Raw genomic sequence first — 22,098 nt, forward strand, 5'->3', positions numbered from 1 at the left:
GAAGGTCAGGAACTTCGAGGGGCTCCTGGATGCGCGCGAATGACACGCGACGGGGACCAGCGGGTACGGCGGAGGCGTTGCGCGAGGCTGCCAACAGATGTCCTTCCGAGGGCTCGCGGCGGACTGACTACACGCACGCCAGACAACCTCGCAACGTGAGCAAGCATCACGGGTCGTCAAAGGGCAGCGCAAAGGGGCAGTGTAGCCGAACGGCACACGCCTGTCCACTTCGCTCTCGCTGCATGCTCCACGTTGGTCGCAGCATCGCCCGTTCAGGCGGAAACGTCAAGCCCACAACCCCGACTTTTAGCCGACTAGGGGCCCGGACGCTGGGTTTTCTCCCCTGTGTGACAGGTCGCCTACCGCCAGGCCCAAGACGATACCCGCGAACGGGGGCGGTTAACGCTCCGTCACACCGGGGGTCGAACCCATGCCGACAACCGGTGTAGCTGTGACTGAAGTACCCGTTCCAAAGGCTTCGCTAAACCTGATTTTTGGTAACAATTGAAAGAAGCGGCGCGCTGAGGCGTCAAGCGGTCCCCAAGAGGGTCGACATGTCGGCGACCAGCCAGCGCGAATCTTGCCGGACCATGACGAACCTGGCCCGGTTCTGGGTGAACTGTTGCTGAAGCCCGGTCTTGGCGGCGGTCTCCTTGACCGTACCCGTGTTCACGAAGAGCAGAACCTCTACTCGGTCAGGCCCGGCCCGCTCGACTCCGGCCCCCGCCACGGCCACGGTCTGCACGATCTTCTGCGCCTTGGCCCGCGACACGAGGGACGTGGTCAGTTCCTTGTAGTGCTTCGTCAGCTCGCCGGTCGTGTGCGTGCCGGCCCTCGCCAGGTCCGCCTCCACCGTCCGGTAGTCGTACGAGAGAAGATCGGGTGCCACCTCCTTGGCCGCCGCCATCGCCTCCGCCCCGGCCGCGTCGGCCGCCCGCAGGTCGCGCAGGTTGAACCACATCGTCGGAACCAGCACGCCCGCCACGACCACGAGGACGCCCAGCAGCACGATCGCGAACGTCCTCACGTCACCTGCACCGCCTTCGACACCAGCCAGACGCCGCCGACCTTGGTCACCTCCATCGACCACCGGTAATACCGTTCCTGCGGCGGGCTCTTGGAGCCGTCCCAGCGGATCTCCACGTCGGCCACCACCAGCACCTTCGCCATGGCGCCCGCCATGGAGGCGAGCCCCGTCGCGCGCAGCACGCCGTGCTGGACGACCTTGTTCTCGACTGTGGTGGTCTTGAGCTTCGCCGCGTTGGCCTCGTACTCCGCCTTGGCCGCCCCGGTCGAGGAGTCGATGATGCGTTTCACGTCGGCGTCGACGGTCTTGTAGTCGAGCGAGATCAGGCTCTTCGCGTGGGTCCCCGCGGCCAGGAGCGCTGCTTGCTTGTCGCCTGCCCTGCCCTGCTCATCGCGCGCCTGCGCGGCGATCCACACGCCCGTACCGACCAGCACCGCGAGCACTCCGCTGAGCGCGGCGATCAGGATGCGAGCGGGCCGGGCGGCAAGTACTGCCACGTCTGCTCACCTCTCCCTCGGCCGGTCCGCCGGATCATAACGCGCTGCCCGCTGCTGGAGCCCCCGAACCAACCGAGGCGGTTGGGAACTCGGAGCGAATCGGTCAAGGCGCCTAGATCTCCGCAAATACCTCCAGACGGCCCTCAGATGCCCGCTGAGCGTCCAGCACGCATCCCTGGTGCCCGAAGCAGCCCCGGAGGCATCCAGCCCGCTCCTCCTGCCCCCGAGGAGCACGACGGCGCAGTCGGACATCGAGCGTCGGAGGCCCGTCGTGGACGCCGCGGTGCCGCGCGCCCGAACGCGCCCAGGACGCGACCGCGCCGATCAGCCCACCCATAAGACGCAGGCCTTCCGCGCGGGATCAAGCAGAGACAACCAGGGGGCCGCCGAGCGCCGGATTCAGCGGATGCCGTGGAGGTAGGCGTTGACCAGCCGGGGGTACTCCTCCAGCCAGTTACGACCGCGTTCGTCCACGAACGACCCCGGCGGCGGGATCACCCCGTTGGCCGCCAGCCACGTGCCCGGCGGCTGCTGCGTACGGCGGATCTTGTTGCCGCTCGGCATGAGCTGCGGCGGGATCGGCGGCAGCGAGCCGGGATCGAGGCCCATCTGAGTCTCGGCCTCCAGCTCGGAGAGGTCCTTCTCCTCCGACATGCCGATCGGGCCGTGCCTCCTGGCGTTGAGGAACTGCCGCACCACCGGCTCCTCGCTCGACAGCAGCATCTCGCGCGGGCCGAACATGACCAGCTCGCGCCTGAACAGCATCCCGATGTTGTCGGGGACCGTACGGGCGGTGTTAATGTCGTGCGTCACGATCAGGAACGTCGCCTCGATCTCGGCGTTGAGGTCGACGATGGTCTGGTTGAGTAGCGCGGTGCGGACCGGGTCGAGGCCGGAGTCGGGCTCGTCGAACAGGATGATCTCCGGATCCAGCACCAGCGCCCTGGCCAGTCCCGCACGCTTGCGCATGCCGCCGGAGATCTCCCCGGGCAGCTTGGATTCGGAGCCGAGCAGGCCGACCAGCTCCACCTTCTCCATCACGATCTGGCGGATCTGCGCCTCGGTCTTCTTGGTGTGCTCGCGCAGCGGGAAGGCGATGTTGTCGTAGAGGTTGAGCGAGCCGAACAGCGCGCCGTCCTGGAACAGGACGCCGAACAGCCTGCGGAGCTCGTACAGCTTGTTCTCGTTGCAGTTGGCCAGGTCATAGCCGTCGATCCAGATGTGGCCGCGCTCGGGCCGCAGCAGGCCGACCAGCGTCTTGAGGAAGACCGACTTTCCGGTGCCCGAGGGGCCGAGCAGAACGGAGATCTCGCCCGCGGGCAGCGTGAGCGAGACGTCCTCCCAGATGACCTGCCGGCCGAACGACTTGGTCAACCCGTCGACCATGACTTCGACTCCCACTGGACACCTTCCGATCGCAGTGAGTATTCGGGAGATAACGTGCCGCATGCCTAGCTCGCGTGGTGTCCTCACCGTAATGGGGCTCCGCCGAATTGGAACTAATTCCAATAACTTGTTACTGCCCGGTTATGAAACCGGTGGTCCGGCTCTCTGGACCTGCCGCGGGATCAGTCCTCCGCATCGCCGGTCAGAGCCCGCAGGCTGGGCCGTAGCAGCCGCGCGATCTCGTCCTGCGACACTCCGCGCAGCTCTTCGAGCTCCAGCAACTGATGCCCGACGGTGACGCCGAGCATGATCGTCGTCATCAGCGCCGCACGCACCCGCGCGTCCTCCCGGGGAATGGCCTCCGCCAGCCGATCGATCTGCCTGCTCAGCACCTCTCGCGCCGACGCGGCCGCCTCGGGGTGAGTCAGCATGGACCGCATCATGGCCAGCGAGCTCTGCGGCAACTCACCCATCTTCACGTTGAGCGTGCCGAGCAACTGCTCGACGAGCTCCTCGGCGGTCAGCTCCCCGTCGCTGATCGGCGTCACCCGTACGGCCTGCTGGAAGAGCTCCTGCTTGCTGCCGAAGTACTGCATCACGAGGGCGGGATCGACCTCGGCCGCCTTGGCGACGGCCCTGATGGTGGCCCGCTCGAACCCCAGCTCGGCAAAGAGCGCCCGGGCAGCATCCAAGATCCTTGCTTCAGTACGGCGCCGCCTCTCGGCCCGCGGAAGCACTCTCTCGCCCACGCTCCGACTCTACATGCGTTGACCAAAGCTTTCCCTTCGCTCTACGCTCGTTGAGTCAACGTTCGTTGAGTGAGCGAGGTGCCATTTCCATGTCCATCGACGAGATCGTCACCGCCTACCACGCGGCCATGCTCCACAAGTCCCCCGACGAACTGGCCGACCTTTACGCCGAGGACGGGCTGCACGAGTTCCCGTTCGGGGGGCTGGCGCCGTACAAGGGGAGAGAGGAGATCCGTGCCGGTTACCACGCGATGTGGGGCGGGGCCACGTTCGAGGCCCAGGAGGTACGCCGCGTGGCGCTCTACCAGACGACGGACCCGGAGGTTGTGGTGGTGGAGCAGAACGTGTTCGCCGTGGCCGCCGGACACCAGATCACGGTCCCTGGCCTCCTGGTGCTCCGGATCAGAAACGGCCAGATCATCCACACCAGGGACTACATGGACACCAGCGCCATAACCCAGGTAAGAGCCGCCGCCTCCTGACCTTCACCCCGCCCGCGATCCGGCCCGACACGCGCCCGGCGAGTGGGCCCTTGGGGAGGCGGCCGGGCCACGGCCGTAACGCGCACCGCCCCCACACACGGCCGGGCGGGTCCGGCGCCGTGCGCGAGCGCGACCGCGTCCTGGCCGCCCGGGCGGACAAGGCAGCAGCCGGCGCGCCCAGGAAGCAATCAGGGTGGTCGGGACAGCGAACGACGCTCTCAGCACGACGGCGCGGTCGGAACGGCGGTCAGCGCCGGTCGGCACCGCGATCGGCGTGATAGGGACGGCGATGGGTGTGGACGACACGGCAGGCCGGGCGGAAGGCATCGCAAGTCGGGGTGGACGGTCCGCCGGGCCCGGGCGGGCGCGTCCGACCGGCCGGGGATCAGGGCTGGGTGAGGTCGAAGACGGTCGTTCCGCCAACGGTGGCGCTGGTGAACGTGTCCTGCACCCAAGCCGCGATCTGGGCCGCATCATCGCTGCCACCCGCGCTGCGACGCCCCCTTCCCATCCCGGCGCCGATGAAGTAGTGGATCTTCTTCTCGGCGACGTACTGCTTGAACTGCTCGAGCGTCGGCGCGGGATCGGTGCCGTTGAACCCGCCCACCGCCATCACCGGCTGACCGCTGGCCAGCTGGTATCCGGCCGCGTTGTTGGAGCCCACTGTCGCCGCAGCCCACGTGTAGGCGGAGGCGTTGGTCTTCAGCAGCGCGGTCAGCTCGGCGGCCGGGGTCCCCGCGTTGAGCAGCCCGCCCATGCCCATGCCGCCGCGTCCCATCCCACGGCCACCGGACCCGTCACCACCTGGCCCCTGCCCACCACCCGGCGGTTGCTGGAACGCCTGACCGTTTCCAGACTGCCCCCACCCGTTTCCAGGCTGCTGACCGGGCGCCCCGCCGTTTCCAGGCGGCTGGCGGAACTGCTGGCCGCCTCCCCCGCCCGGACGCGGGAATCCTCCGCCGAATCCCCTCCCGAAGCCTCCGGTGGAGGGCCCGGCGGTCGGGATCGCCCCGGTGTGCGCAGAAGCAGCCGTGTCAACGGCGTAGGCCGCCGGACCCGCCAAAGCCGCCAGGCAGGCCACCAAGGCAACGGCCACCACGGCCAGGGCCCGGCGCGTGAACAGCATCGCCAGCGCCGCTCCCAGCCCCGCCACCAGCACGGCCACGCCCAGCCACGAGTTCCACTCCGCGCTGCGCGACAGCAACACGTACGACCACACCGCCGTCCCCGCCGTGACCACGGCCAGCAGCCGGAACGACCGCCGCTCCCACAGCAGGGCCACTCCCATGCCCACCAGCACCGCGATGGCCGGGGCCAGCGCCACGGTGTAGTAGGCGTGGAAGATCCCCTGCATCAGGCTGAAGATCAGCCCGGTCACGATCAGCCAGCTCCCCCACACCCAGAGGGCGGCACGGACCGGATCGACCCGCGGCGCCCTCCGGGTGAGCCAGGTGGCGGCGATCAGGAGCGCCAGCGCGGATGGAAGCAGCCAGGAGATCTGGCCGCCCGCCTCCGTGTCGAACATCCGCAGCCAGCCGGCCTGCTGGTTGAGATTGCCCAGCCCGCCGTAGTCGGCGCCGTTGAGCCGCCCGATCCCGTTGTAGCCGAGCGCCAGCTCCAGCACGCTGTTGCTCTGCGAACCCCCGATGTACGGCCGCTCAGACGCGGGCACCAGCGCCACCGCCAGCAGCCACCATCCGGCCGACACCACCATGGCCGCACCGGCCAGCAGCAACTGCCACACTCGCCGCCAGAACGCCACCGGCGCGGTGATCAGATAAACCAGCGCGAAACCGGGCAACACCAGAAACGCCTGCAGCATCTTCGCCAGGAACGCGAACCCGATCGCGGTCCCCGCCAACACCAACCACCGCGTGGCCCCACGCTCCTGCGCCCGCACCATGCAATATCCGGCGGCCGTCAGCAGCAGGACGAGCATCGCGTCTGGATTGTTGAACCTGAACATCAACACGGCCACAGGGGTGAGCGCCATCACGGCCCCGGCCAGCAGCCCGGCCCAGGCGGTGAACAACCTGCGCACGGACGCGTACACCAACGCCACCGCACCGACGCCCATGAGCGCCTGAGGAACGAGCATGGCCCAGGAGTTGAGCCCGAACAGCCGCACGCTGAGCACCATCGGCCACAAGGAGGCAGGGGTCTTGTCGACGGTTATCGCGTTGGCGGCGTCGGAGGATCCGAAGAAGAACGCCTTCCAGCTCTGACTGCCCGCCTGCACGGCCGCCGCGTAGAACGAATTGGCCCATCCGGAGGCACCCAGGCCCCAGATGTAGAGCACGCCAGTGCCTATGAGGAGGGCTGCCAGCGCCCATCGAGACTTCGCTTCGGTAGCCACACCCTGCACGCTAGGCAGGCCGGTTGGCGTGGCGATGAGACGAACATGAGAATCTTCTAAGCCCCACTCCCACCACACGCGCCGGCGAGGCGTGGATCAGCCGGTACGCGCCCATACCGTACGCCGTTGAACCACCGCACTGGAACGAACGCGACCCGGCACGAGGAGCCCACGCCCATTCCCTCCAGGAACGCGAAAAGAGGCGGCACACCCGGCACCAGGGTGTATCCGCCTCTTCCCGAAGAGCTCGCGTGAAGGGGAAAGTTACTTCACGGTCACGGTGGCGCCGGCGCCCTCGAGGGCAGCCTTGGCCTTCTCCGCCTGCTCCTTGTTGACCTTGCCGTCGAAGACGGCCTTCGGAGCGCCGTCCACCAGGTCCTTGGCCTCCTTGAGGCCCAGGGACGTGAGGGCGCGGATCTCCTTGATGACCTGGATCTTCTTGTCGCCGGCGGCCTCGAGGATGACGTCGAACTCGTCCTGCTCCTCAACGGCGGCGGCCTCGCCACCACCAGCGGCGGCGGGGGCAGCGGCGACCGCGACGGGGGCGGCGGCCTTGACGTCGAAGACCTCTTCGAACTGCTTCACGAACTCGGACAGCTCGAGGAGGGTCATCTCCTTGAACGCGTCGAGCAGCTCGTCGGTGCTGAGCTTCGCCATGATGTTTTCCTTACGTTTAGGACTTGCTGAAAACTAGGAACGGGACCGCGGGTGTTGCGGCAACCCCCGTGTTACTCGCCCGCTTCTTCGCGCTTCGCGCGGAGGGCGTCGGCCAGCTGAGCCATCTGCGTGGGCAGCGCGGCGAACACAGCGGCAGCAGCGCTCTGCTTCGCCTTGAGCGCGCCAGCAAGCTTCGCGAGGAGGACCTCGCGGGACTCGAGGTCGGCGAGCTTGGTGATCTCGGTGGCGTCGAGAGTCTTGCCCTCGAGGACACCACCCTTGATCACCAGAAGGGGATTGGCCTTGGCGAAGTCACGCAGACCCTTGGCCGCCTCGACAACGTCGCCGTTGACAAAGGCGATCGCGGTCGGACCGGCGAGCAGGTCGTCGAGACCCGCGAGACCGGCCTGGTTGGCCGCGATCTTGGTCAGAGTGTTCTTCGCCACGGCGAACTTCGCATTCTCACCGAGAGACTTACGCAGCTCCTTGAGCTGCGCGACGGTGAGACCGCGGTACTCGGTCAGAACGGCGGCGGCGCTGCCTTCGAACTCGCTCTTGAGCTCGGCAACCGCTGTCGCCTTATCCGCCCTCGCCATGGGCCTCCTTCCAGATGTGCCACCGGCGAAGGCCAGAAATGAGAACAGCCCCGGGCGCAGGGCGCACACGGGGCTCACACATATGGATCAGACCATATGGGAAACTCGCATCACACCTGCGCGGGCCGTCCACATGACGTGGAACCTTCGGTCGCCGGGCTTTGAGGCACCCGACGACGACCGGCGGTCTTTGGCACGACCAGAGTACGTGCTGGCCGCCGAGTTTCCAAATCGTTCTCAGTTGGTCGTGCCCTTGGGCAGCTCTCCGATCTGGTCGGCGGGCGGGGCCTCGATGGTGACCGGCTCGTTGAAGCCCTTGAAGAGCAGGGTGGCGTCGAGCGTGGTGCCGTCCTTGGAGCCGTTCAGCGCGAGCTTGCGCGGCAGGCCGTCACCGGCCACCCAGATGTCGAACTTGACGTCCTTGAGCTCGGCCAGGTTAGTACGGGCCTGCTCCTGCTTGTCGGCGGGCAGCAACTGCACGGCCGCGTCGACGGGGAACGTGCCGCTGTAGTGAGTGGTGTCGTCACCGTTGACGCTCTCGTTGCCGACCGACTTGACGTCCTGGGAGGCGGTGACCAGCTTGGTCACGTTGCCCAGGTCGAACTGCTGGATCTGAGTCAGGTACTGGTTCACCTGGCTGGAGTCGCCCATCTCGCTGAGCGAAACCTTGATCCACGGCTTGGTGGCCCCGAGAAGGTCCTTGAGCGCCTCGACCTTGACGTAGACGGTGTCGCCCTGCAGGATGGCGCGCGCGCCGCCCGGCAGGCTCCTCCCGCCCATGTCCACGGTGTCCAGGGTGAGGTCAGCGGCCAGCTGGGGCTTGCTCTGGTAGAGCATGCGCCCCTGCACCTTGCCGGTGCCCTCCTGGGGGTGCGTGACGTTGACCACGGCGTCGACCGTGTAGCTGGTGACCTCCGCGGTCTTCTGCGCGGCTTGCGCGAGCACCTCTGAGGCGGCCAGGTTGACTTGGATGGGCTGTGCGTTCGATCCGCAACCGGCGACCGCCGCCACGACGAGGGCGGCTCCGGCCGCGGTGAGACTTATCGTGCGCTTCAGCATGTCTTGACCCTACGTTTAAGTTTCCCCGCCGTAGCGACTTCCCCTCACAATTAGGGGAAAACCCAGGGTTATCCCCCACACACTCCACACATTCCCTTCACAACCCACCCGACTCCCGCGAAGCCCATGGCTGGAACGTCCGTGACGCGGGCGGCCGATGAAGGGTGAGGGGCTCGTGGCGCGAGTTCTCCCCCCACGAGGACGCGACGGCTGACGGGCCGCTCCTGCCGGCGGGCGTCCGACGCGCCGTTCGGTGAAGCCACAACCGCCCGCGAAGACAAAAGAAAGAGCCCCGCCTGGAAACCCGGGCGGGGCTCAATCAGGAAGCCCCCCGGAAACCGGACGGGGCTCTGTCAAAACGACTATTCGCCGAGCTCGGCCGTGAGGCCGCGGGTGACGTTGGGGTCGACCGGGACGCCCGGGCCCATCGTCGTGGAGAACGTGACCTTCTTCAGGTAACGCCCCTTGGCCGCGGACGGCTTGAGACGCAGCACCTCGTCAAGGGCGGCGGCGTAGTTCTCGATGAGCTGGCGCTCCTCGAACGACGTCTTGCCGATGATGAAGTGGAGGTTGGCCTGGCGGTCGGTGCGGAACTCGATCTTGCCGCCCTTGATCTCCGTCACGGCCTTGGCGACGTCCGGCGTCACCGTGCCGGTCTTCGGGTTGGGCATGAGACCGCGCGGACCAAGCACGCGGCCCAGGCGACCCACCTTGCCCATCAGGTCGGGCGTGGCCACCACGGCGTCGAACTCGTTGAGCCGGTTGCCCTTGGAGATGTCGTCGATCAGGTCGTCGGCGCCGACGATGTCGGCGCCCGCCTCGCGGGCTGCCTCGGCACGGTCACCGGTCGCGAAGACCAGGACCCGGGCGGTCTTGCCGGTGCCGTGCGGGAGGTTGACCGTGCCGCGCACGATCTGGTCGGCCTTGCGAGGGTCGACGCCCAGCCGCAGCGCGACCTCCACGGTGGCGTCGAACTTGGTGGTCGACGTCTCCTTGGCCAGCTTCGCGGCCTCGACGGGCGTGTAGAGCTTGTCGCGGTCTACCTTGGAGGCCGCGTCTTTGTGCGCCTTGCTGCGCTTCATTGCTTTGACTCCTGAGTGGTACGGCGAGCCCCTGCGAAGGGCCCTCCCACGAATTGCGAAGAACTTACTCGGCGACGGTGATGCCCATCGACCGGGCGGTGCCGGCGATGATCTTCTCGGCCGCCTCGATGTCGTTGGCGTTGAGGTCGGGCATCTTCGTCTCGGCGATGCTGCGCAGCTGCTCGCGGCTGAGCTTGCCCACCTTGTCGCGGTGAGGGACCGCACTGCCCTTGTCGAGACCGAGGGCCTTCTTGATCAGCTCCGGCGCCGGCGGCGTCTTCGTGATGAAGGTGAAGCTGCGGTCCTCGAAAATGGTGATCTCAACGGGGATGATGTTGCCCCGCTGGGCCTCCGTCGCAGCGTTGTACTGCTTGACGAAGTCCATGATGTTGACGCCGTGGGGACCGAGCGCGGTACCCACCGGCGGTGCCGGGGTGGCCTGGCCAGCGGGGAGCTGGACCTTCACCAACGCGGCGATTTTCTTCTTCGGAGGCATTTGTCCTTCTCCGGGTCCTGATTGCGATGCTTGTCAGAGCTGCGGATTGCGGTCCTGACATGTCGGAGGCCGCCCAGCCAACAAGAAACCCGCCTACCAGACCGCAAGGCCGTGACAGGTTTCCCGTTGGTCGCGAAAGGCGGCCGACCGAACGTCTAAGTGTATGTGATCGTCTTAGATCTTCGAGACCTGGTTGAACGAGAGCTCGACCGGAGTCTCGCGACCGAAGATCGAAACGAGCACCTTGAGCTTCTGCGACTCGGGGCTGATCTCGCTCACCGAGGCGGGCAGCGTCGCGAACGGGCCGTCCATGACCGTGACGGACTCGCCGATCTCGAACTCGACCGTCGGGCCCGCGGCCGTCTTGGCCGCTGCCTTCTTGGTCTCCTCGGTCGGCTCGGGCGCCAGCAGCTTGGCGACCTCGTCGAGGCTGAGCGGGCTCGGCTTGTTGGACAGGCCGACGAAGCCGGTCACACCGGGCGTGTTACGCACGGCGGCCCAGGACTCGTCGGTGAGCTCCATGCGCACCAGCACGTAGCCGGGCAGCACGCGCTCCTTGACCGGCACCTTCTTGCCGCTCTTGAACTCCTGGACGGTGTGCGTCGGCACCTCGACCTGGTAGATGTAGTCCTCCATGTTGAGCGACACGTTGCGGCTCTCGATGTTGGACTTCACGCGGTTTTCGTAACCGGCGTAGGAGTGAATGACGTACCACTCGCCGGGAAGGCCGCGCAGCGAGCTCTTGAACTCCTCGACGGGGTCGACGTCGGGAAGGACCTCACCGTCTTCGACGGCGGAAGCCTCGACATCGGCTGCCTCGTCGCTCTCCGCGACCTCGGCCCCCTGGAGCGCCGACTCGGCGGCCTCCTCAGTGGCCTCTTCCAGCTCGTCGCCCCACTCCTCGCGGGACTCGTCGGCCGGAACTGAAGACTCGGACACGGTGACTCTTCCTCTTTCGTCTTTTCGCGATTCAGCTCGGAAAGAATGGCGACTCCGTCAAGCGACACCGGCGGGCGTCTGGATCAGCCGCCGCCGAAGACCTTGAGGACCGCCCATCCCAGGGCACTGTCAAGCCCGTACACGATCGCAACCATGATCAGAACGAATACCAGGACGACCGTGGTATAGGTGATGAGGTCCTTGCGGGTCGGCCAGATGACCTTGCGGAGCTCGTTGACTGCCTGCCGATAGAAAAGGGCAGGTGAAGTGCGTGTCTTCTTCTCGCCACTCGGCTTGCCTGCGGTCTCGCCGCGCGTGTCGATCGCCACAGTCCTCACCTGAAATCTGTCGTATCCGACGCAGTTTTGCGGCGCGCTTACACGCCATTATTGCGCGGACCGCACTCGCAGGGCACGAGGGACTCGAACCCCCAACCGCCGGTTTTGGAGACCGGTGCGCTACCAATTGCGCCAGTGCCCTATGTCGTTAGACCAGACTACCCTGATCGACCCACTGCCTGGACCGAACCGCGCGCCGACATGCTGTGCGGAAGGACCAGCCGAAAGCATACGGGGGATTGCCTGGTACGTCGAACCGAATACCGATCGCCCAGGTCACGACTGCGCGGAAGCCACGTGGGAGCATGGACGCATGTCCACCCGACCTCGTATCTCCGCGAGAATTTCCGCGATTTCCGAGTCCGCCACGCTCGCCGTAGACGCCAAGGCCAAGGCGATGAAGGCGGCAGGCCGCCCCGTCATCGGCTTCGGCGCCGGCGAGCCCGACTTCCCGACGCCCGGCTACATCGTCGAGGCGGCGATCCAGGCGGCCCGCGAGCCCCGCTTCCACAAGTACACCCCGGCGGGCGGCCTGCCCGAGCTCAAGCAGGCCATCGCCGACAAGACGCGGCGCGACTCCGGCTACGCGGCCGAGGCGTCGCAGGTGCTGGTCACCAACGGCGGCAAGCAGGCGGTCTACGAGGTGTTCGCGACTCTGCTCGACCCCGGCGACGAGGTCCTGGTCGTGGCCCCGTACTGGACCACCTACCCCGAGGCGATCAAGTTGGCCGGCGGCGTGCAAGTCGACGTCGTGACCGACGAGTCCACCGGCTACCTGGCGAGCGTCGAGCAGCTCGAGGCCGCGCGCACCGAGCGCACCAAGGTCCTGCTGTTCGTCTCACCGTCCAACCCGACGGGCGCCGTCTACTCCCGCGAGGAGACGACGGCGATCGGCCGCTGGGCGGCCGAACACGGCCTGTGGGTGGTCACCGACGAGATCTACGAGCACCTCGTGTACGGCGGCGCCGAGTTCACCAGCATCGCCACGGCCGTCCCCGAGCTGGGCGACCGGGTCGTGATCCTCAACGGCGTGGCCAAGACGTATGCGATGACCGGCTGGCGCGTGGGCTGGCTGATCGGCCCGTCCGACGTGGTCAAGGCCGCCACCAACCTGCAGTCCCACGCCACCTCCAACGTCTCGAACGTCTCCCAGATCGCCGCGCTGGCCGCCGTCTCCGGCGACCTGTCGGCGGTGGCCGAGATGCGCACGGCGTTCGACCGGCGCCGCCAGACGATCGTCAGGATGCTCAACGAGATCCCGGGCGTGTTCTGCCCGGAGCCGAAGGGGGCGTTCTACGCGTATCCGTCGGTCAAGGAGCTGATCGGCAAGGAACTGCGTGGCAAGCGGCCTCAGTCGTCCGGTGAGCTGGCCGAGCTGATCCTCGAGGAGGCCGAGGTGGCGGTGGTGCCGGGCGAGGCGTTCGGCACGCCTGGTTACTTCCGCCTGTCGTACGCGCTGGGCGACGACGACCTGGTCGAGGGCGTCAGCCGCATGGGCAAGCTGCTGTCAGAGGCCCGCTGAAACCCGCGTCCGTCAAGGCGCAGGCTTCAGGGTGACGCCGGCGGCGATCTGCTTGATCTGGGCGGCCAGGCCGGGCGTCGCGGCGAGGTAGACCGCGGTGCCCGGCCGCTCCAGCCACATGAAGTTGCGCAGGCCGGTGCGCGTGGTCCAGCGCAGCGCCGGTCTGCCCTTGTACGCCGTCAGTGTCGACCTGGCGACCAGCGTGACGAACTGCTCGACGCTCCGGACCCCGCAGACCACGCCGACGTACAGCTCCTCATCGTTCTTCCGCCAGATCAGGCCCTTGACCTCGAGTTGCCGGGTGAGCGACCCCAGGCGGGCGAACGAGCCCGCCCTGATCAGCCCCTTTGACATGGCCGGCAGCTTCACGTCGGTCGACCCGCAGGCCAGCGAGCGGCCCTCGTGCGGCACGGGCGTGGGCGGCGGCATGGCTTGAGACTCGGGCTCGGACACGGGCGTGTCGCCACTGCCGCACGCCGCCAGCGTGAATACGAGGAGCACCGCTGCCAGACGCCGCATCGGACCCCCCAAGAAATGCACGGAAAAGGCTCCTAGTCTCCTACAGGACCTTTGACGGAAGCGGCAATTGCGACCAGTTCGCGGCTGAGCGACTCGCTGACCCGGATCCACGCGCCCTCGCCTGCGCGCTCCAGCCAGACGATCAGCCGGCCGCCGCTCGGATGCCTGCCTGCCACGGCGGGCCTGCCGCGCACGGTGGTCACGTGGGCGTCCAGCACAGTGGCCCGCTTGCGGTAGCTCGCCCAGTCGGCGGCGGGCTCGACCTGGGCCTCGACGAACCGGTCACCCGAGCCGAACCTGGCCCACGCCCCCTTGGGCTCGATCGCTCCCCCGCCGCTGCGCTCCAGCCCGGCGGGCAGGTAGGTGAGCCAGAAGTCGTGGGAGACCACCGCGAGAGTGGCCTCCGGCGGGGTCCGCACGGGGACGGCGTCGGCCGCGGCGTCGGGCCGCAGGCGTCCGAAGCCCGAGGAGAAGAGCGCGTAGATGATCGAAACCGCCGCTCCGGACGCCAGCACCGCCAGCGCCGCACGCCGTCCCTGTCCGATGCCGGCAGGCTCCTCAGGGATCATGCCTGGTTGATCCCCCGTTCAGCCCCGTCCGTACCACCGGGTTCACCTGATCGCCCGGATGCCCCTCGCGATCTTCTTCAGCTCGGCGTGGTTGCCGACCTCCATCTCGTAGTCGGGGCTGACGCGCAGCTTGACGGCCAGGTCGTCGCGGAGCTTCCAGGCCATCGTGAGCGTGCTCTTGTCTGTGAAGAACGGTACGACCTCGCCCGCTTCGCTGAGGTTGGCCAGTCGGGCCTCCTTGCCGTTGACGTCCACGATTTCGGCCCCCTTCTCGGGGTCACCGGCGTGGACCCCCTTGGCGGCCTCACCCTCGAACACGATCACCTCGATCCAGTAGATCCGATCGCCGGCCGCCGGCTTGTCGAAGCTCGTCGCGTAACTGTGCCCGGTCCTGTCCTTGCCCGACCATCTGCCCCATGTGAACCCGTCCGGCAGATAGCTCAGGCGGATGCCGCCGAACTGCCGCCCGTCACCCAGGTCGCCGAGGTGTTGCGGCGGCGGATCGACGACGATCTCGACGTGGGTGCGGGGGGCGACCTTCTTGCCGGACACCGGGTTCTGCCGGCGGACAAAGCCGTTCCTCATCTCGGCTCCGAGGTTGTCGACCGCCAGGCCGGCGTCACGGAGTGCGAAGATCGCGTCGGCGACGCGCTTGCCCGTCACGTTCGGAACGGTGACGCCGCCGGCCTCCAGCACGTCCTGGCCTCGGCCGCTGGCGGTGTTCGTGGTGCCAGCGAGTTCGGCCGAGTTCAGCGTCATAGGTACGGCCACCGCCAGGGCCGCCGTGACGAGCGCGGCGCCCGCCACGCGGAACCGGACCACGCGGGAGTGGTGCCGGCGCCGTACGGTCCTGCCCAGGTCCGGCGGGGCCTGCACTTCGGCGACGTGCGCCGCCATGGCGTCCGCGAGATCGTCCTCGATCCTCATCCGATCACTTCCTTAGCGAGATTCAGGTTTTCGCGGATCCTGGCGAGCCCCCGTGCCGCCTGGCTCTTCACGGTCCCGACCGAGCAGCCGAGCAGGGCCGCGGTGTTCCCTTCTGACTGGTCCTCCCAATAGCGCAGGACCAGGACGGCCCGCATCCGGGGCGGCAGCCTGCGCAGCTCCTGGATGAGCGTGTCACGCAGGTCGAGGTCGGGAGAGTCGGCGGCGGTCTCCGGCGGTCGGGCGAAGGTGATCTCCTGGACGATCTTGCGCCGCCGCGCTCTGCTGATCGCCGCGTTCACGACGATCTTTCTCGCGTACGCCTCGGGGTTGTCGCCCCTGATCCGCGGCCAGTGCCGGTAGACCTTCTCCAGCGCGTGCTGGACCAGGTCCTCGGCGTCGTGCCTCGTCGCTCCGCAGACCAGGATCGCGGTACGCAGCAACGACGTGCTCCGAGCGGCGAGGAACTCGTCGAACGCCGCTTCGTCGTCATCTGTCATGAGTGAGGGTCCCCTTTCGCCCTCCCCAACGTGCGAACCCCGCCCGAGGTTGAGTGGCAAGATATGTCAATGGCAAGGCCCCTGATCTCGCTACCCAAGGCCCATCTTCACCTGCACTTCACCGGATCGATGCGGCATTCCACGCTGATCGAGCTGGCCAGGGAACAGGGGCTGCACCTGCCGGACGCGCTGGAGGTGGACTGGCCGCCCAAGCTGCGGGCCACCGACGAGCGCGGGTGGTTCAGGTTCCAGCGGCTGTACGACATCGCCAGATCCGTGCTGACCCGGCCCGACTACGTCTACCGGCTGCTGCGCGAGACCGCCGAGGACGAGGCGGCGGCCGGGTCGCGGTGGCTGGAGATCCAGGTGGACCCGTCGGGCTACGCGCAGCGCTTCGGCGGGCTGACGGCCACGCTGGAGCTGACGCTGGACGCGGCGCGCCAGGCCGCCGAGCACGCGGGGGTCGGGATCGCGGTGGTCGTGGCGGCCAACAGGACCCGCCACCCGCTCGACGCGAACACGCTGGCCAGGCTCGCGACCCAGTACGCCGGCAAGGGCGTGGTGGGGTTCGGGCTCTCCAATGACGAGCGCCGGGGCGAGGCCAGGGAATTCGAGCGGGCGTTCAGGATCGCCAAGCGGGGCGGGCTGCTGTCCGTGCCGCACGGGGGCGAGCTGATGGGGCCTCGGAGCATCTCGCAGTGCGTGGACGACCTGGGGGCCGACCGCGTCGGGCACGGCGTGCGGGCGGCGGAGGACAGGCGGCTGATGGAGCGGCTGGCCGACCGGCAGATCTGCTGCGAGGTCTGCCCCACCTCGAACGTGGGACTGGGGGTGGCCGAGCAGGCCGCCGACGTGCCGGTGCGGCGGCTGTTCGACGCTGGAGTGCCGATCGCTCTGGGCGCCGATGACCCGTTGCTGTTTGGTGGGCGGCTGTTGCGGCAGTACGAGCTGGCTCGTGACGTTTACGGCTTCAGCGACGTGGAGCTGGCCGAGCTGGCCCGCCAGTCCGTCCGCTCGTCCGCGGCCCCCGATTCGGTACGCAAGGAGCTGCTCAAGGGCGTGGACGACTGGCTGACGGGCTCATTGGAGTGACGTGGCGATGCGGATGGCCTCTTCCTTGGTCTTGAGGCCTTCCAGCCGGTAGCTCAGCGTGTCCTGCTGCCAGATGAGGGTGGGTCCGGCCTGGCGCAGGGGGACCTCGGTGCCGTCCTGGCGCATGATGTAGCCGAGGGGGTGCGCTCCCGGGACCCACCAGGCGTTGTACGGGCCGACCTTGACGTAGTCGGGCCACGGCGGGCCGAGCTTCTTGAAGAACACCGGATCCACGCCGCCGTCGAACTGGTCGAGCCTGACGCCGTTCGGCCAGAACATCGACACGACCCTGCCGTTGTCGGCGACCGTGACGCTCCTGGGGTCGCCGAGCGCTTTCAGCGTCTTGACCTTGAACTTCACCTGGCCCGGGGCCTTGTCCGGCTCCACGGTGTGCTCGCCGGGCATGGGCGCGGTGGTGGTGACGGCCTTGGGCGGCGTGTCGCCGATCTGGAGCTCGATCCCGGCGAACCGCAGGATCCTCACCACGGCTGCCCGGCCCTGAGGGGTGGCCGCCGTGATGGCGATGACGACGAGGACGACGGCCGCGACGACCTTCCACCTCGCCCGCCGAACACGTCGTACCGGCCCCCGGGGGTGCGGTCGGACGGGGGAATTGACGGGACCATGCGCCGGATCGGGCCCGGCGTCCTCGCCGGGGGCGGGTTCGAGGCGGGCGCGGACGGCGGCGACGACGTCGGCCGGCGGTGGGCTGGGGACGTCCAGGAGGTCCCCGAGCGCCAGAAGTTCGGCCTCCAGGTCGTCGAAAGGCTCACGCGAGTTCATTGCCCACCTCCTCCCTCAGCCGGGCCAGTCCCCGATGCGTGCTGGATTTGACGGTGCCGACGGGCCAGTCGAGCACCTGTGCCGTCTCCGCCTCGGTCAGCTGTAAGAAGTACCGGCAGACGACGGCCTGACGTTCCCGCTCGGGCAGCCGCCGTACCGCCTCCAGAAGGCGGGACCGCCGGTCGGTGGCCACCGCCGCACCCTCGGGGTCATCGGGCGCGGCCACGGAGGCCGTGGCGCCCAGCCGCAGGGTCAGCTCGGAGCGGCGCCCGCGCGACCGGGTCAGGTTGTGGGTCTCGTTGGCCACGATCCGCAGCAGCCACGGGCGGAAGGGCGAGTCCCTGCGGAAGCTCGCCAGGTGCCGGAACGCCTTGACGAACGCCTCCTGCACGACGTCCTCGGCTTCGTCTCCCGCCCCGAGCATGGAGGCGGTGCGGTGGGCGAGCGCGCTGTAGCGGGCGACCAGCACCTCATAGGCGGCAAGATCACCGGCGAGCGAGCGCTCGACAGCCTCGTCGTCGTTCATGGCGAGTCAGATTCCACCCCATTTGCGGCTTCCGCGGAAGAGGCTTTCACGCTTCATGTGACCCCACCCGTGATCGGGGCATTAGACTCGGGCAATCCATGAGCCCCCTCGAAGGAACTGGACAATGTCTTCTGGGTATGACCGTGTAGTGCAACCGGCGGCCGGTGACGAGGCGTTGGAGAACCACCTAGGTGGCGACGAGGCCAAGAACTATCGGCAGTACGAGTTCGACATGGTCGCACCGCATGTCGGCCGTTCGATGCTGGAGATCGGCTCGGGGCTCGGCCACTTCGCCGAGCAGTTCCTGCCGCGCCTCGACAGGCTCGTGGTGAGCGACTTCGACCCCTACTGCGTCGAGCAGCTGGAAAAGCGCTTCGCGGACCGCGACGACATCAGCGTCCTGCAGTTCGGCCTGCCCACCGACATCCCGCTCGAGGACAAGGTCGACACCGTCGTCATGATGAACGTCCTGGAGCACATCGAGGACGACGCCGAGGCGCTGCGCTCGCTGGCCCGCGTCACCCTGCCGGGCGGGCGGATCATCATCTGGGTGCCCGGCTACCCGCAGCTCTACGGAGACTTCGACCGCAAGGTGGGCCACGTCCAGCGCTACACGCCCAAGACGCTGGGCGCGACGGTGGCCCGGGCGGGCCTCGACATCGAGACGCTCAAGCCGATCAACTTCCTGGGCGGCATCGCCTGGTGGGCGGCCGTGCGCCGGGGCGGCGTCGGCTACCCGGACCCGCGCCTGGTCAAGATCTACGACCGCACGGTGGTCCCGACGACCCGCTTCATCGAGCGGTTCATCAGGCCACCGTTCGGCCAGACCGTCTTCTGCGTGGCGAGGGTCCCCACGCCCAAGGCCTGACGGCTACTTGATGGAGCCGGCGGTGAGGCCGCCGACCACCTTCCGCTCGATCAGCGCGAAGAGGATGATCACGGGGATGGTGGCGATCACCGATCCGGCGAACAGGTTCTGCCAGTCCACCTGATACTGACCGATGAACGAGTTGAGAGCCACCGTGAGCGGCTGGTTCTCCGGCGTCGTGGTCAGGGTCAGCGCGACCACGAACTCGTTCCAGGCGGCGATGAACGTGAAGATCAGCGCCGTGATGACGCCGGGCATGGCCAGCGGCAGCGTGATCCTGAAGAGCGCGCCGAAGCGGCCGTTCCCGTCGATGAACGCGGCCTCCTCCAGCTCGCGCGGGATCGAGGCGAAGTACGCGTTCAGGATCCACACCGCGAACGCCAGGTTGAACCCGGCGTTGACCAGGATCAGCGACCAGACCGAGTCCACCAGCCCGAACTGGTAGAACTCGCGGTAGATGCCGACCAGCATGGCCGTGGGCTGGAACATCTGGGTGATCAGCACCAGGATCAGGAACGCCGTGCGCCCTCTGAAGTCGTGCCGGGCGGAGTAGTACGCGGCGGGCAGCGCCACCAGCAGCACCAGCACGGTCGAGCCGCCGGCGACCTTGAGCGTCACCCACAGGTTCCCCGCCAGGCCGCTGCTCCAGAAGTTGGCGAGGTTGGACCAGACCCACTCCTTCGGCCAGAACGTCACGTCACGCAGCGAGTCCTGGGCGCGTAGCGAGGTGAGCAGCATCACCAGGTACGGGAACAGGAAGATGAACGCGATGACGTACGCGGCGGCCGCGATGACGACGGTCTTGAGACGCGGCATCCTGCGCCGCGCGACCGGCCTGACGTGCTGGTGCGGCCTGGTGGCGGCCGGACGCATCGTGTTCAGGGCCATCACGCCACCTCCTTGTTCCAGCGCGAGACCTTGAGGAAGATCGCGGTCAGGATGATCACCATGCCGAAGTTGACGACGGACATGGCCGCCGATTCACCGATGTTCGAGCCCTTGAGGATGAACATGAGGATCGTCGAGGTGGCCGTGGAGTAGCCCGGCTGGCCGTGCGTCATGGCCCAGATGATCGGGAAGCTGTTGAAGACGTTCATGACGTTGATGAGGGCCGCCACGGTGAGCGCGGGGCGCAGCAGCGGCAGCGTGATCGACCAGTACGTACGGAACCGTCCGGCTCCGTCCATCGTGGCCGCCTCATAGACGTCGGCGGGGATCGTCGCCAGCCCGGCCAGCAACGCGTACGTGGTGAACGGCACCGAGACGAAGACGGCCACGAACACCAGCCACGGCATCGCGGTGGACGCGTCGCCGAGCTGGTCGGCCGAGGCGCCGCCCATCGCGTCGATCAGCCCCAGCTTCAGCCGGATCTGGTTGATCACACCGACCTCGGGGTCCAGCATCCACTTGAAGATGATCGCCGTCATCAGCACGGACGCGGCCCACGGCGCGATCAGTGCCCACCGGGCCAGCTTGCGCAGCGGGAAACGCTGGTTGAACAGCTGGGCGAGGGCCAGCGAGATCAGCACGGTGAGCGCGACGACCGCGACCACCCAGATCACGCTGCGGACCATGATGTCGGCGAAGTCCTTCTCGCCGAACAGCTTGTCGTAGTTCGCGAGCCCGTTGCTCCCCTGGACCACCCCGAACCGGCTGATCTTGAGGAACGACGATCTGATCATCTCGATCACGGGCCAGAGCACGACCAGCGCGATCAGCACCACGGCGGGCCCGACCCACGCGAGGGGCTCGAGGGCGCGCAACCTTCTCATGAGCAACCTTCCAAGACGGTGCGGCCGGCACCGGTGAGAGCGCCGGCCGCACGGGCCCCCGATCGATCAGCCGGCAGATTCCGCGGTCTTCTGCAGCTCACCGAGGACCTTGGCCGGGTCGTCCTTGACGGCCCCGCCGATGGTCTGCTTGATCGCCGGGTTCACCTCTGCCCACTTGGGGTCCTGGAAGGGGTAGAAGCTGGCGTTCGGCAGCGCGTCGAGGAACGGCTTGAGCTTCTCGTCGCCCTCGAGCTTCTTGATGCCGCCGTTGGTGACGGGCAGGAGCTTGTAGGTGTCGGAGATCTTCTGCGCGGCGCTGCCGGTGTAGAAGGAGTCGAAGAACTTCTTGATCTCGGCGGCGTGGCCGTTCTTGTTGAACGCCATGATCCAGTCCATGACGCCGAGCGTGGTGTCGAGCGGGCCGGTCTTGCCGGGGATGGCCGCGACGCCGTAGTTCTTCAGCCCGGCCGCGTCGAAGATCGGGATGGACATGGGGCCGCCGTTGACCATGCCGACCTTGCCCGCGCCGAAGTCCTCCCAGACCGTCTTACGGTCCTTGGTGCCCGGGTTCGGGGTGGTCAGGCCCGCGTCGACCAGGCCCTTCATGTACGTGAACGTCTCGACGTTCTGCGGCGAGTTGATCGCCCACTTGCCGGAGGCGTCCTTGTAGCCGCCGCCGTTGCCCAGCATCCACAGGAACGACTCGCCCTGGGCCTCCTCCTGGCCGAGCGGCAGGCCGAACGGCTGCGTGACGCCGGCCTTCTTCAGCTTCTCGGCGTCGGCCTTGAGCTCGTCCCACGTCTTCGGCGGCTCGGCGATGCCGGCCTTCTGGAACAGGTCCTTGTTGTAGAAGAGGGCGCGGGCGGAGGAGACGAACGGGATGCCGTACGCGGTGCCGTCGACCTTGCCGAAGTCGGCGAACTTCTGCAGCATGTCGCCCGAGACGTTCGGCGACAGCACCTCGTCCACCTTGTAGAGCAGCCCGTCCTTGACGAAGCCGGAGTAGTCGCCGGTCTGCAGGATGTCGGGCACCTGGCCGTTCTGGACCATGGTGGCGACCTGCTTGTCGATGTCGTTCCAGTTGATGACCTGGACGTCGACCTTGATGTTCGGGTTGGCCGCCTGGAACTCGTCCACGACGCCCTTCCAGAACGTCTCGCCCGAGTTCGGCTTGCCGGGGCCGTCGCCGTAGTCGGCGGCGACCATCTTCAGCGTGACCTGCCCGCCGCCCGACGCCTTGTCGCCGCCACCGGAATCGCCGGAGCCGCCCGATCCGCAGCTGGACAGGACCAGCATCGTGGCAAGGCCGAGAGCGGCGCCGCCCACAAGCTTCATGTTCACTGGAGATACCGCCTTCTC

25 protein-coding genes and 1 tRNA gene are annotated in these 22,098 nt (G+C 67.7%); 4 read left to right on the forward strand and 22 right to left on the reverse strand.

The annotated features are described in order from the left end of the window. Positions 1 to 529 precede the first annotated feature (529 nt). The 4 genes from AB0J09_RS01070 to AB0J09_RS01085 all read right to left on the reverse strand — a co-directional run bounded on the left by AB0J09_RS01070 (position 530) and on the right by AB0J09_RS01085 (position 3,602). Positions 530 to 1,027, reverse strand: a complete 498-nt coding sequence (locus AB0J09_RS01070) for a hypothetical protein (RefSeq protein ID WP_360683135.1) — start codon at positions 1,025 to 1,027, stop codon at positions 530 to 532. Beyond that, positions 1,024 to 1,524: a hypothetical protein gene (locus tag AB0J09_RS01075; protein ID WP_360683137.1), complete on the reverse strand. Its 501-nt coding sequence runs from the start codon at positions 1,522 to 1,524 to the stop codon at positions 1,024 to 1,026. The genes AB0J09_RS01070 and AB0J09_RS01075 overlap by 4 nt, the downstream gene beginning before the upstream one ends. Before the next feature lie 399 nt (positions 1,525 to 1,923). Next, positions 1,924 to 2,925, reverse strand: coding sequence for an ABC transporter ATP-binding protein (locus AB0J09_RS01080; protein WP_360683139.1), 1,002 nt, complete (start codon positions 2,923 to 2,925; stop codon positions 1,924 to 1,926). 167 nt (positions 2,926 to 3,092) lie between these two features. Continuing rightward, positions 3,093 to 3,602, reverse strand: coding sequence for a TetR family transcriptional regulator (locus AB0J09_RS01085; RefSeq protein WP_360683141.1), 510 nt, complete (start codon positions 3,600 to 3,602; stop codon positions 3,093 to 3,095). Between the two features lie 146 nt (positions 3,603 to 3,748). On the opposite strand from AB0J09_RS01085, the gene AB0J09_RS01090 reads away from it, so the two are divergent. Further along, positions 3,749 to 4,141: a nuclear transport factor 2 family protein gene (locus AB0J09_RS01090; protein ID WP_360683143.1), complete on the forward strand. Its 393-nt coding sequence runs from the start codon at positions 3,749 to 3,751 to the stop codon at positions 4,139 to 4,141. A 385-nt stretch (positions 4,142 to 4,526) separates the two neighbouring features. On the opposite strand, the gene AB0J09_RS01095 is transcribed toward AB0J09_RS01090, so the two are convergent. The 9 genes from AB0J09_RS01095 to AB0J09_RS01135 all read right to left on the reverse strand — a co-directional run bounded on the left by AB0J09_RS01095 (position 4,527) and on the right by AB0J09_RS01135 (position 11,806). Beyond that, positions 4,527 to 6,497: a glycosyltransferase family 39 protein gene (locus tag AB0J09_RS01095; RefSeq protein WP_360683145.1), complete on the reverse strand. Its 1,971-nt coding sequence runs from the start codon at positions 6,495 to 6,497 to the stop codon at positions 4,527 to 4,529. 264 nt (positions 6,498 to 6,761) lie between these two features. Continuing rightward, entirely contained in the window at positions 6,762 to 7,154 is a 393-nt protein-coding gene (rplL, locus tag AB0J09_RS01100; protein ID WP_358099763.1) for a 50S ribosomal protein L7/L12, read from the reverse strand. A 71-nt stretch (positions 7,155 to 7,225) separates the two neighbouring features. Continuing rightward, positions 7,226 to 7,750 carry a 50S ribosomal protein L10 gene (gene rplJ / locus AB0J09_RS01105; RefSeq protein WP_360683351.1) on the reverse strand — a complete coding sequence of 175 codons (525 nt, stop codon included), beginning with the start codon at positions 7,748 to 7,750 and terminating at the stop codon, positions 7,226 to 7,228. A gap of 237 nt (positions 7,751 to 7,987) precedes the next feature. Next, the gene (locus AB0J09_RS01110; protein WP_360683147.1) at positions 7,988 to 8,809 is read right to left on the reverse strand and encodes an LppX_LprAFG lipoprotein; all 822 of its coding nucleotides are present in this window, start codon (positions 8,807 to 8,809) and stop codon (positions 7,988 to 7,990) included. A 362-nt stretch (positions 8,810 to 9,171) separates the two neighbouring features. Next, complete coding sequence (gene rplA / locus AB0J09_RS01115; RefSeq protein ID WP_360683149.1) at positions 9,172 to 9,891, reverse strand: 50S ribosomal protein L1; 720 nt, start codon at positions 9,889 to 9,891, stop codon at positions 9,172 to 9,174. A 64-nt stretch (positions 9,892 to 9,955) separates the two neighbouring features. Continuing rightward, positions 9,956 to 10,387 (reverse strand): 50S ribosomal protein L11, encoded by a 432-nt coding sequence (gene rplK, locus AB0J09_RS01120; RefSeq protein WP_127939574.1) that lies wholly within the window; start codon positions 10,385 to 10,387, stop codon positions 9,956 to 9,958. A gap of 174 nt (positions 10,388 to 10,561) precedes the next feature. Further along, entirely contained in the window at positions 10,562 to 11,326 is a 765-nt protein-coding gene (nusG, locus tag AB0J09_RS01125) for a transcription termination/antitermination protein NusG (protein ID WP_360683151.1), read from the reverse strand. 83 nt (positions 11,327 to 11,409) lie between these two features. Further along, positions 11,410 to 11,655, reverse strand: a complete 246-nt coding sequence (gene secE / locus AB0J09_RS01130; protein WP_360683153.1) for a preprotein translocase subunit SecE — start codon at positions 11,653 to 11,655, stop codon at positions 11,410 to 11,412. Positions 11,656 to 11,733: 78 nt separating this feature from the next. Further along, a tRNA-Trp gene (locus tag AB0J09_RS01135) sits at positions 11,734 to 11,806 on the reverse strand. A 171-nt stretch (positions 11,807 to 11,977) separates the two neighbouring features. Here AB0J09_RS01135 and AB0J09_RS01140 point away from each other — a divergent pair. Next, complete coding sequence (locus AB0J09_RS01140; RefSeq protein WP_360683154.1) at positions 11,978 to 13,186, forward strand: pyridoxal phosphate-dependent aminotransferase; 1,209 nt, start codon at positions 11,978 to 11,980, stop codon at positions 13,184 to 13,186. A 12-nt stretch (positions 13,187 to 13,198) separates the two neighbouring features. Here AB0J09_RS01140 and AB0J09_RS01145 read toward each other — a convergent pair whose 3' ends face one another. Genes AB0J09_RS01145 through AB0J09_RS01160 form a run of 4 tightly spaced genes read right to left on the reverse strand, consistent with a single transcriptional unit; the run spans position 13,199 to position 15,698 of the window. Beyond that, the gene (locus tag AB0J09_RS01145) at positions 13,199 to 13,705 is read right to left on the reverse strand and encodes a hypothetical protein (RefSeq protein ID WP_360683156.1); all 507 of its coding nucleotides are present in this window, start codon (positions 13,703 to 13,705) and stop codon (positions 13,199 to 13,201) included. Positions 13,706 to 13,737: 32 nt separating this feature from the next. Further along, the gene (locus AB0J09_RS01150; protein WP_360683158.1) at positions 13,738 to 14,274 is read right to left on the reverse strand and encodes a hypothetical protein; all 537 of its coding nucleotides are present in this window, start codon (positions 14,272 to 14,274) and stop codon (positions 13,738 to 13,740) included. Between the two features lie 42 nt (positions 14,275 to 14,316). Then, positions 14,317 to 15,201, reverse strand: a complete 885-nt coding sequence (locus AB0J09_RS01155) for a PASTA domain-containing protein (protein WP_360683160.1) — start codon at positions 15,199 to 15,201, stop codon at positions 14,317 to 14,319. Then, positions 15,198 to 15,698, reverse strand: a complete 501-nt coding sequence (locus AB0J09_RS01160) for a SigE family RNA polymerase sigma factor (protein WP_360683162.1) — start codon at positions 15,696 to 15,698, stop codon at positions 15,198 to 15,200. The genes AB0J09_RS01155 and AB0J09_RS01160 overlap by 4 nt, the downstream gene beginning before the upstream one ends. 69 nt (positions 15,699 to 15,767) lie before the next feature. Between AB0J09_RS01160 and AB0J09_RS01165 the strand changes: the two genes are divergently transcribed. Continuing rightward, positions 15,768 to 16,790 carry an adenosine deaminase gene (locus AB0J09_RS01165; protein WP_360683164.1) on the forward strand — a complete coding sequence of 341 codons (1,023 nt, stop codon included), beginning with the start codon at positions 15,768 to 15,770 and terminating at the stop codon, positions 16,788 to 16,790. Here the strand turns inward: AB0J09_RS01165 and AB0J09_RS01170 are convergent. Both AB0J09_RS01170 and AB0J09_RS01175 read right to left on the reverse strand, forming a co-directional pair. Continuing rightward, positions 16,779 to 17,573 (reverse strand): hypothetical protein, encoded by a 795-nt coding sequence (locus tag AB0J09_RS01170; protein ID WP_360683165.1) that lies wholly within the window; start codon positions 17,571 to 17,573, stop codon positions 16,779 to 16,781. The two genes, AB0J09_RS01165 and AB0J09_RS01170, sit on opposite strands and share 12 nt — an antisense overlap. After that, complete coding sequence (locus tag AB0J09_RS01175) at positions 17,560 to 18,099, reverse strand: RNA polymerase sigma factor (RefSeq protein ID WP_360683167.1); 540 nt, start codon at positions 18,097 to 18,099, stop codon at positions 17,560 to 17,562. Before AB0J09_RS01175 ends, AB0J09_RS01170 begins: the two co-directional genes overlap by 14 nt. Before the next feature lie 124 nt (positions 18,100 to 18,223). Here AB0J09_RS01175 and AB0J09_RS01180 point away from each other — a divergent pair, with 124 nt between their 5' ends. After that, positions 18,224 to 18,967, forward strand: a complete 744-nt coding sequence (locus AB0J09_RS01180) for a methyltransferase domain-containing protein (RefSeq protein WP_360683169.1) — start codon at positions 18,224 to 18,226, stop codon at positions 18,965 to 18,967. Between the two features lie 3 nt (positions 18,968 to 18,970). On the opposite strand, the gene AB0J09_RS01185 is transcribed toward AB0J09_RS01180, so the two are convergent. The 3 genes from AB0J09_RS01185 to AB0J09_RS01195 form a co-directional block, all read right to left on the reverse strand. After that, the gene (locus tag AB0J09_RS01185; RefSeq protein WP_360683354.1) at positions 18,971 to 19,855 is read right to left on the reverse strand and encodes a carbohydrate ABC transporter permease; all 885 of its coding nucleotides are present in this window, start codon (positions 19,853 to 19,855) and stop codon (positions 18,971 to 18,973) included. After that, positions 19,855 to 20,739 (reverse strand): sugar ABC transporter permease, encoded by an 885-nt coding sequence (locus AB0J09_RS01190; protein ID WP_360683171.1) that lies wholly within the window; start codon positions 20,737 to 20,739, stop codon positions 19,855 to 19,857. Before AB0J09_RS01190 ends, AB0J09_RS01185 begins: the two co-directional genes overlap by 1 nt. 66 nt (positions 20,740 to 20,805) lie before the next feature. Further along, entirely contained in the window at positions 20,806 to 22,074 is a 1,269-nt protein-coding gene (locus AB0J09_RS01195; protein ID WP_360683357.1) for an extracellular solute-binding protein, read from the reverse strand. Positions 22,075 to 22,098: the final 24 nt, after the last annotated feature.

This window comes from Nonomuraea sp. NPDC049784, from assembly GCF_040659615.1.
Taxonomy (GTDB): Bacteria; Actinomycetota; Actinomycetes; order Streptosporangiales; family Streptosporangiaceae; genus Nonomuraea.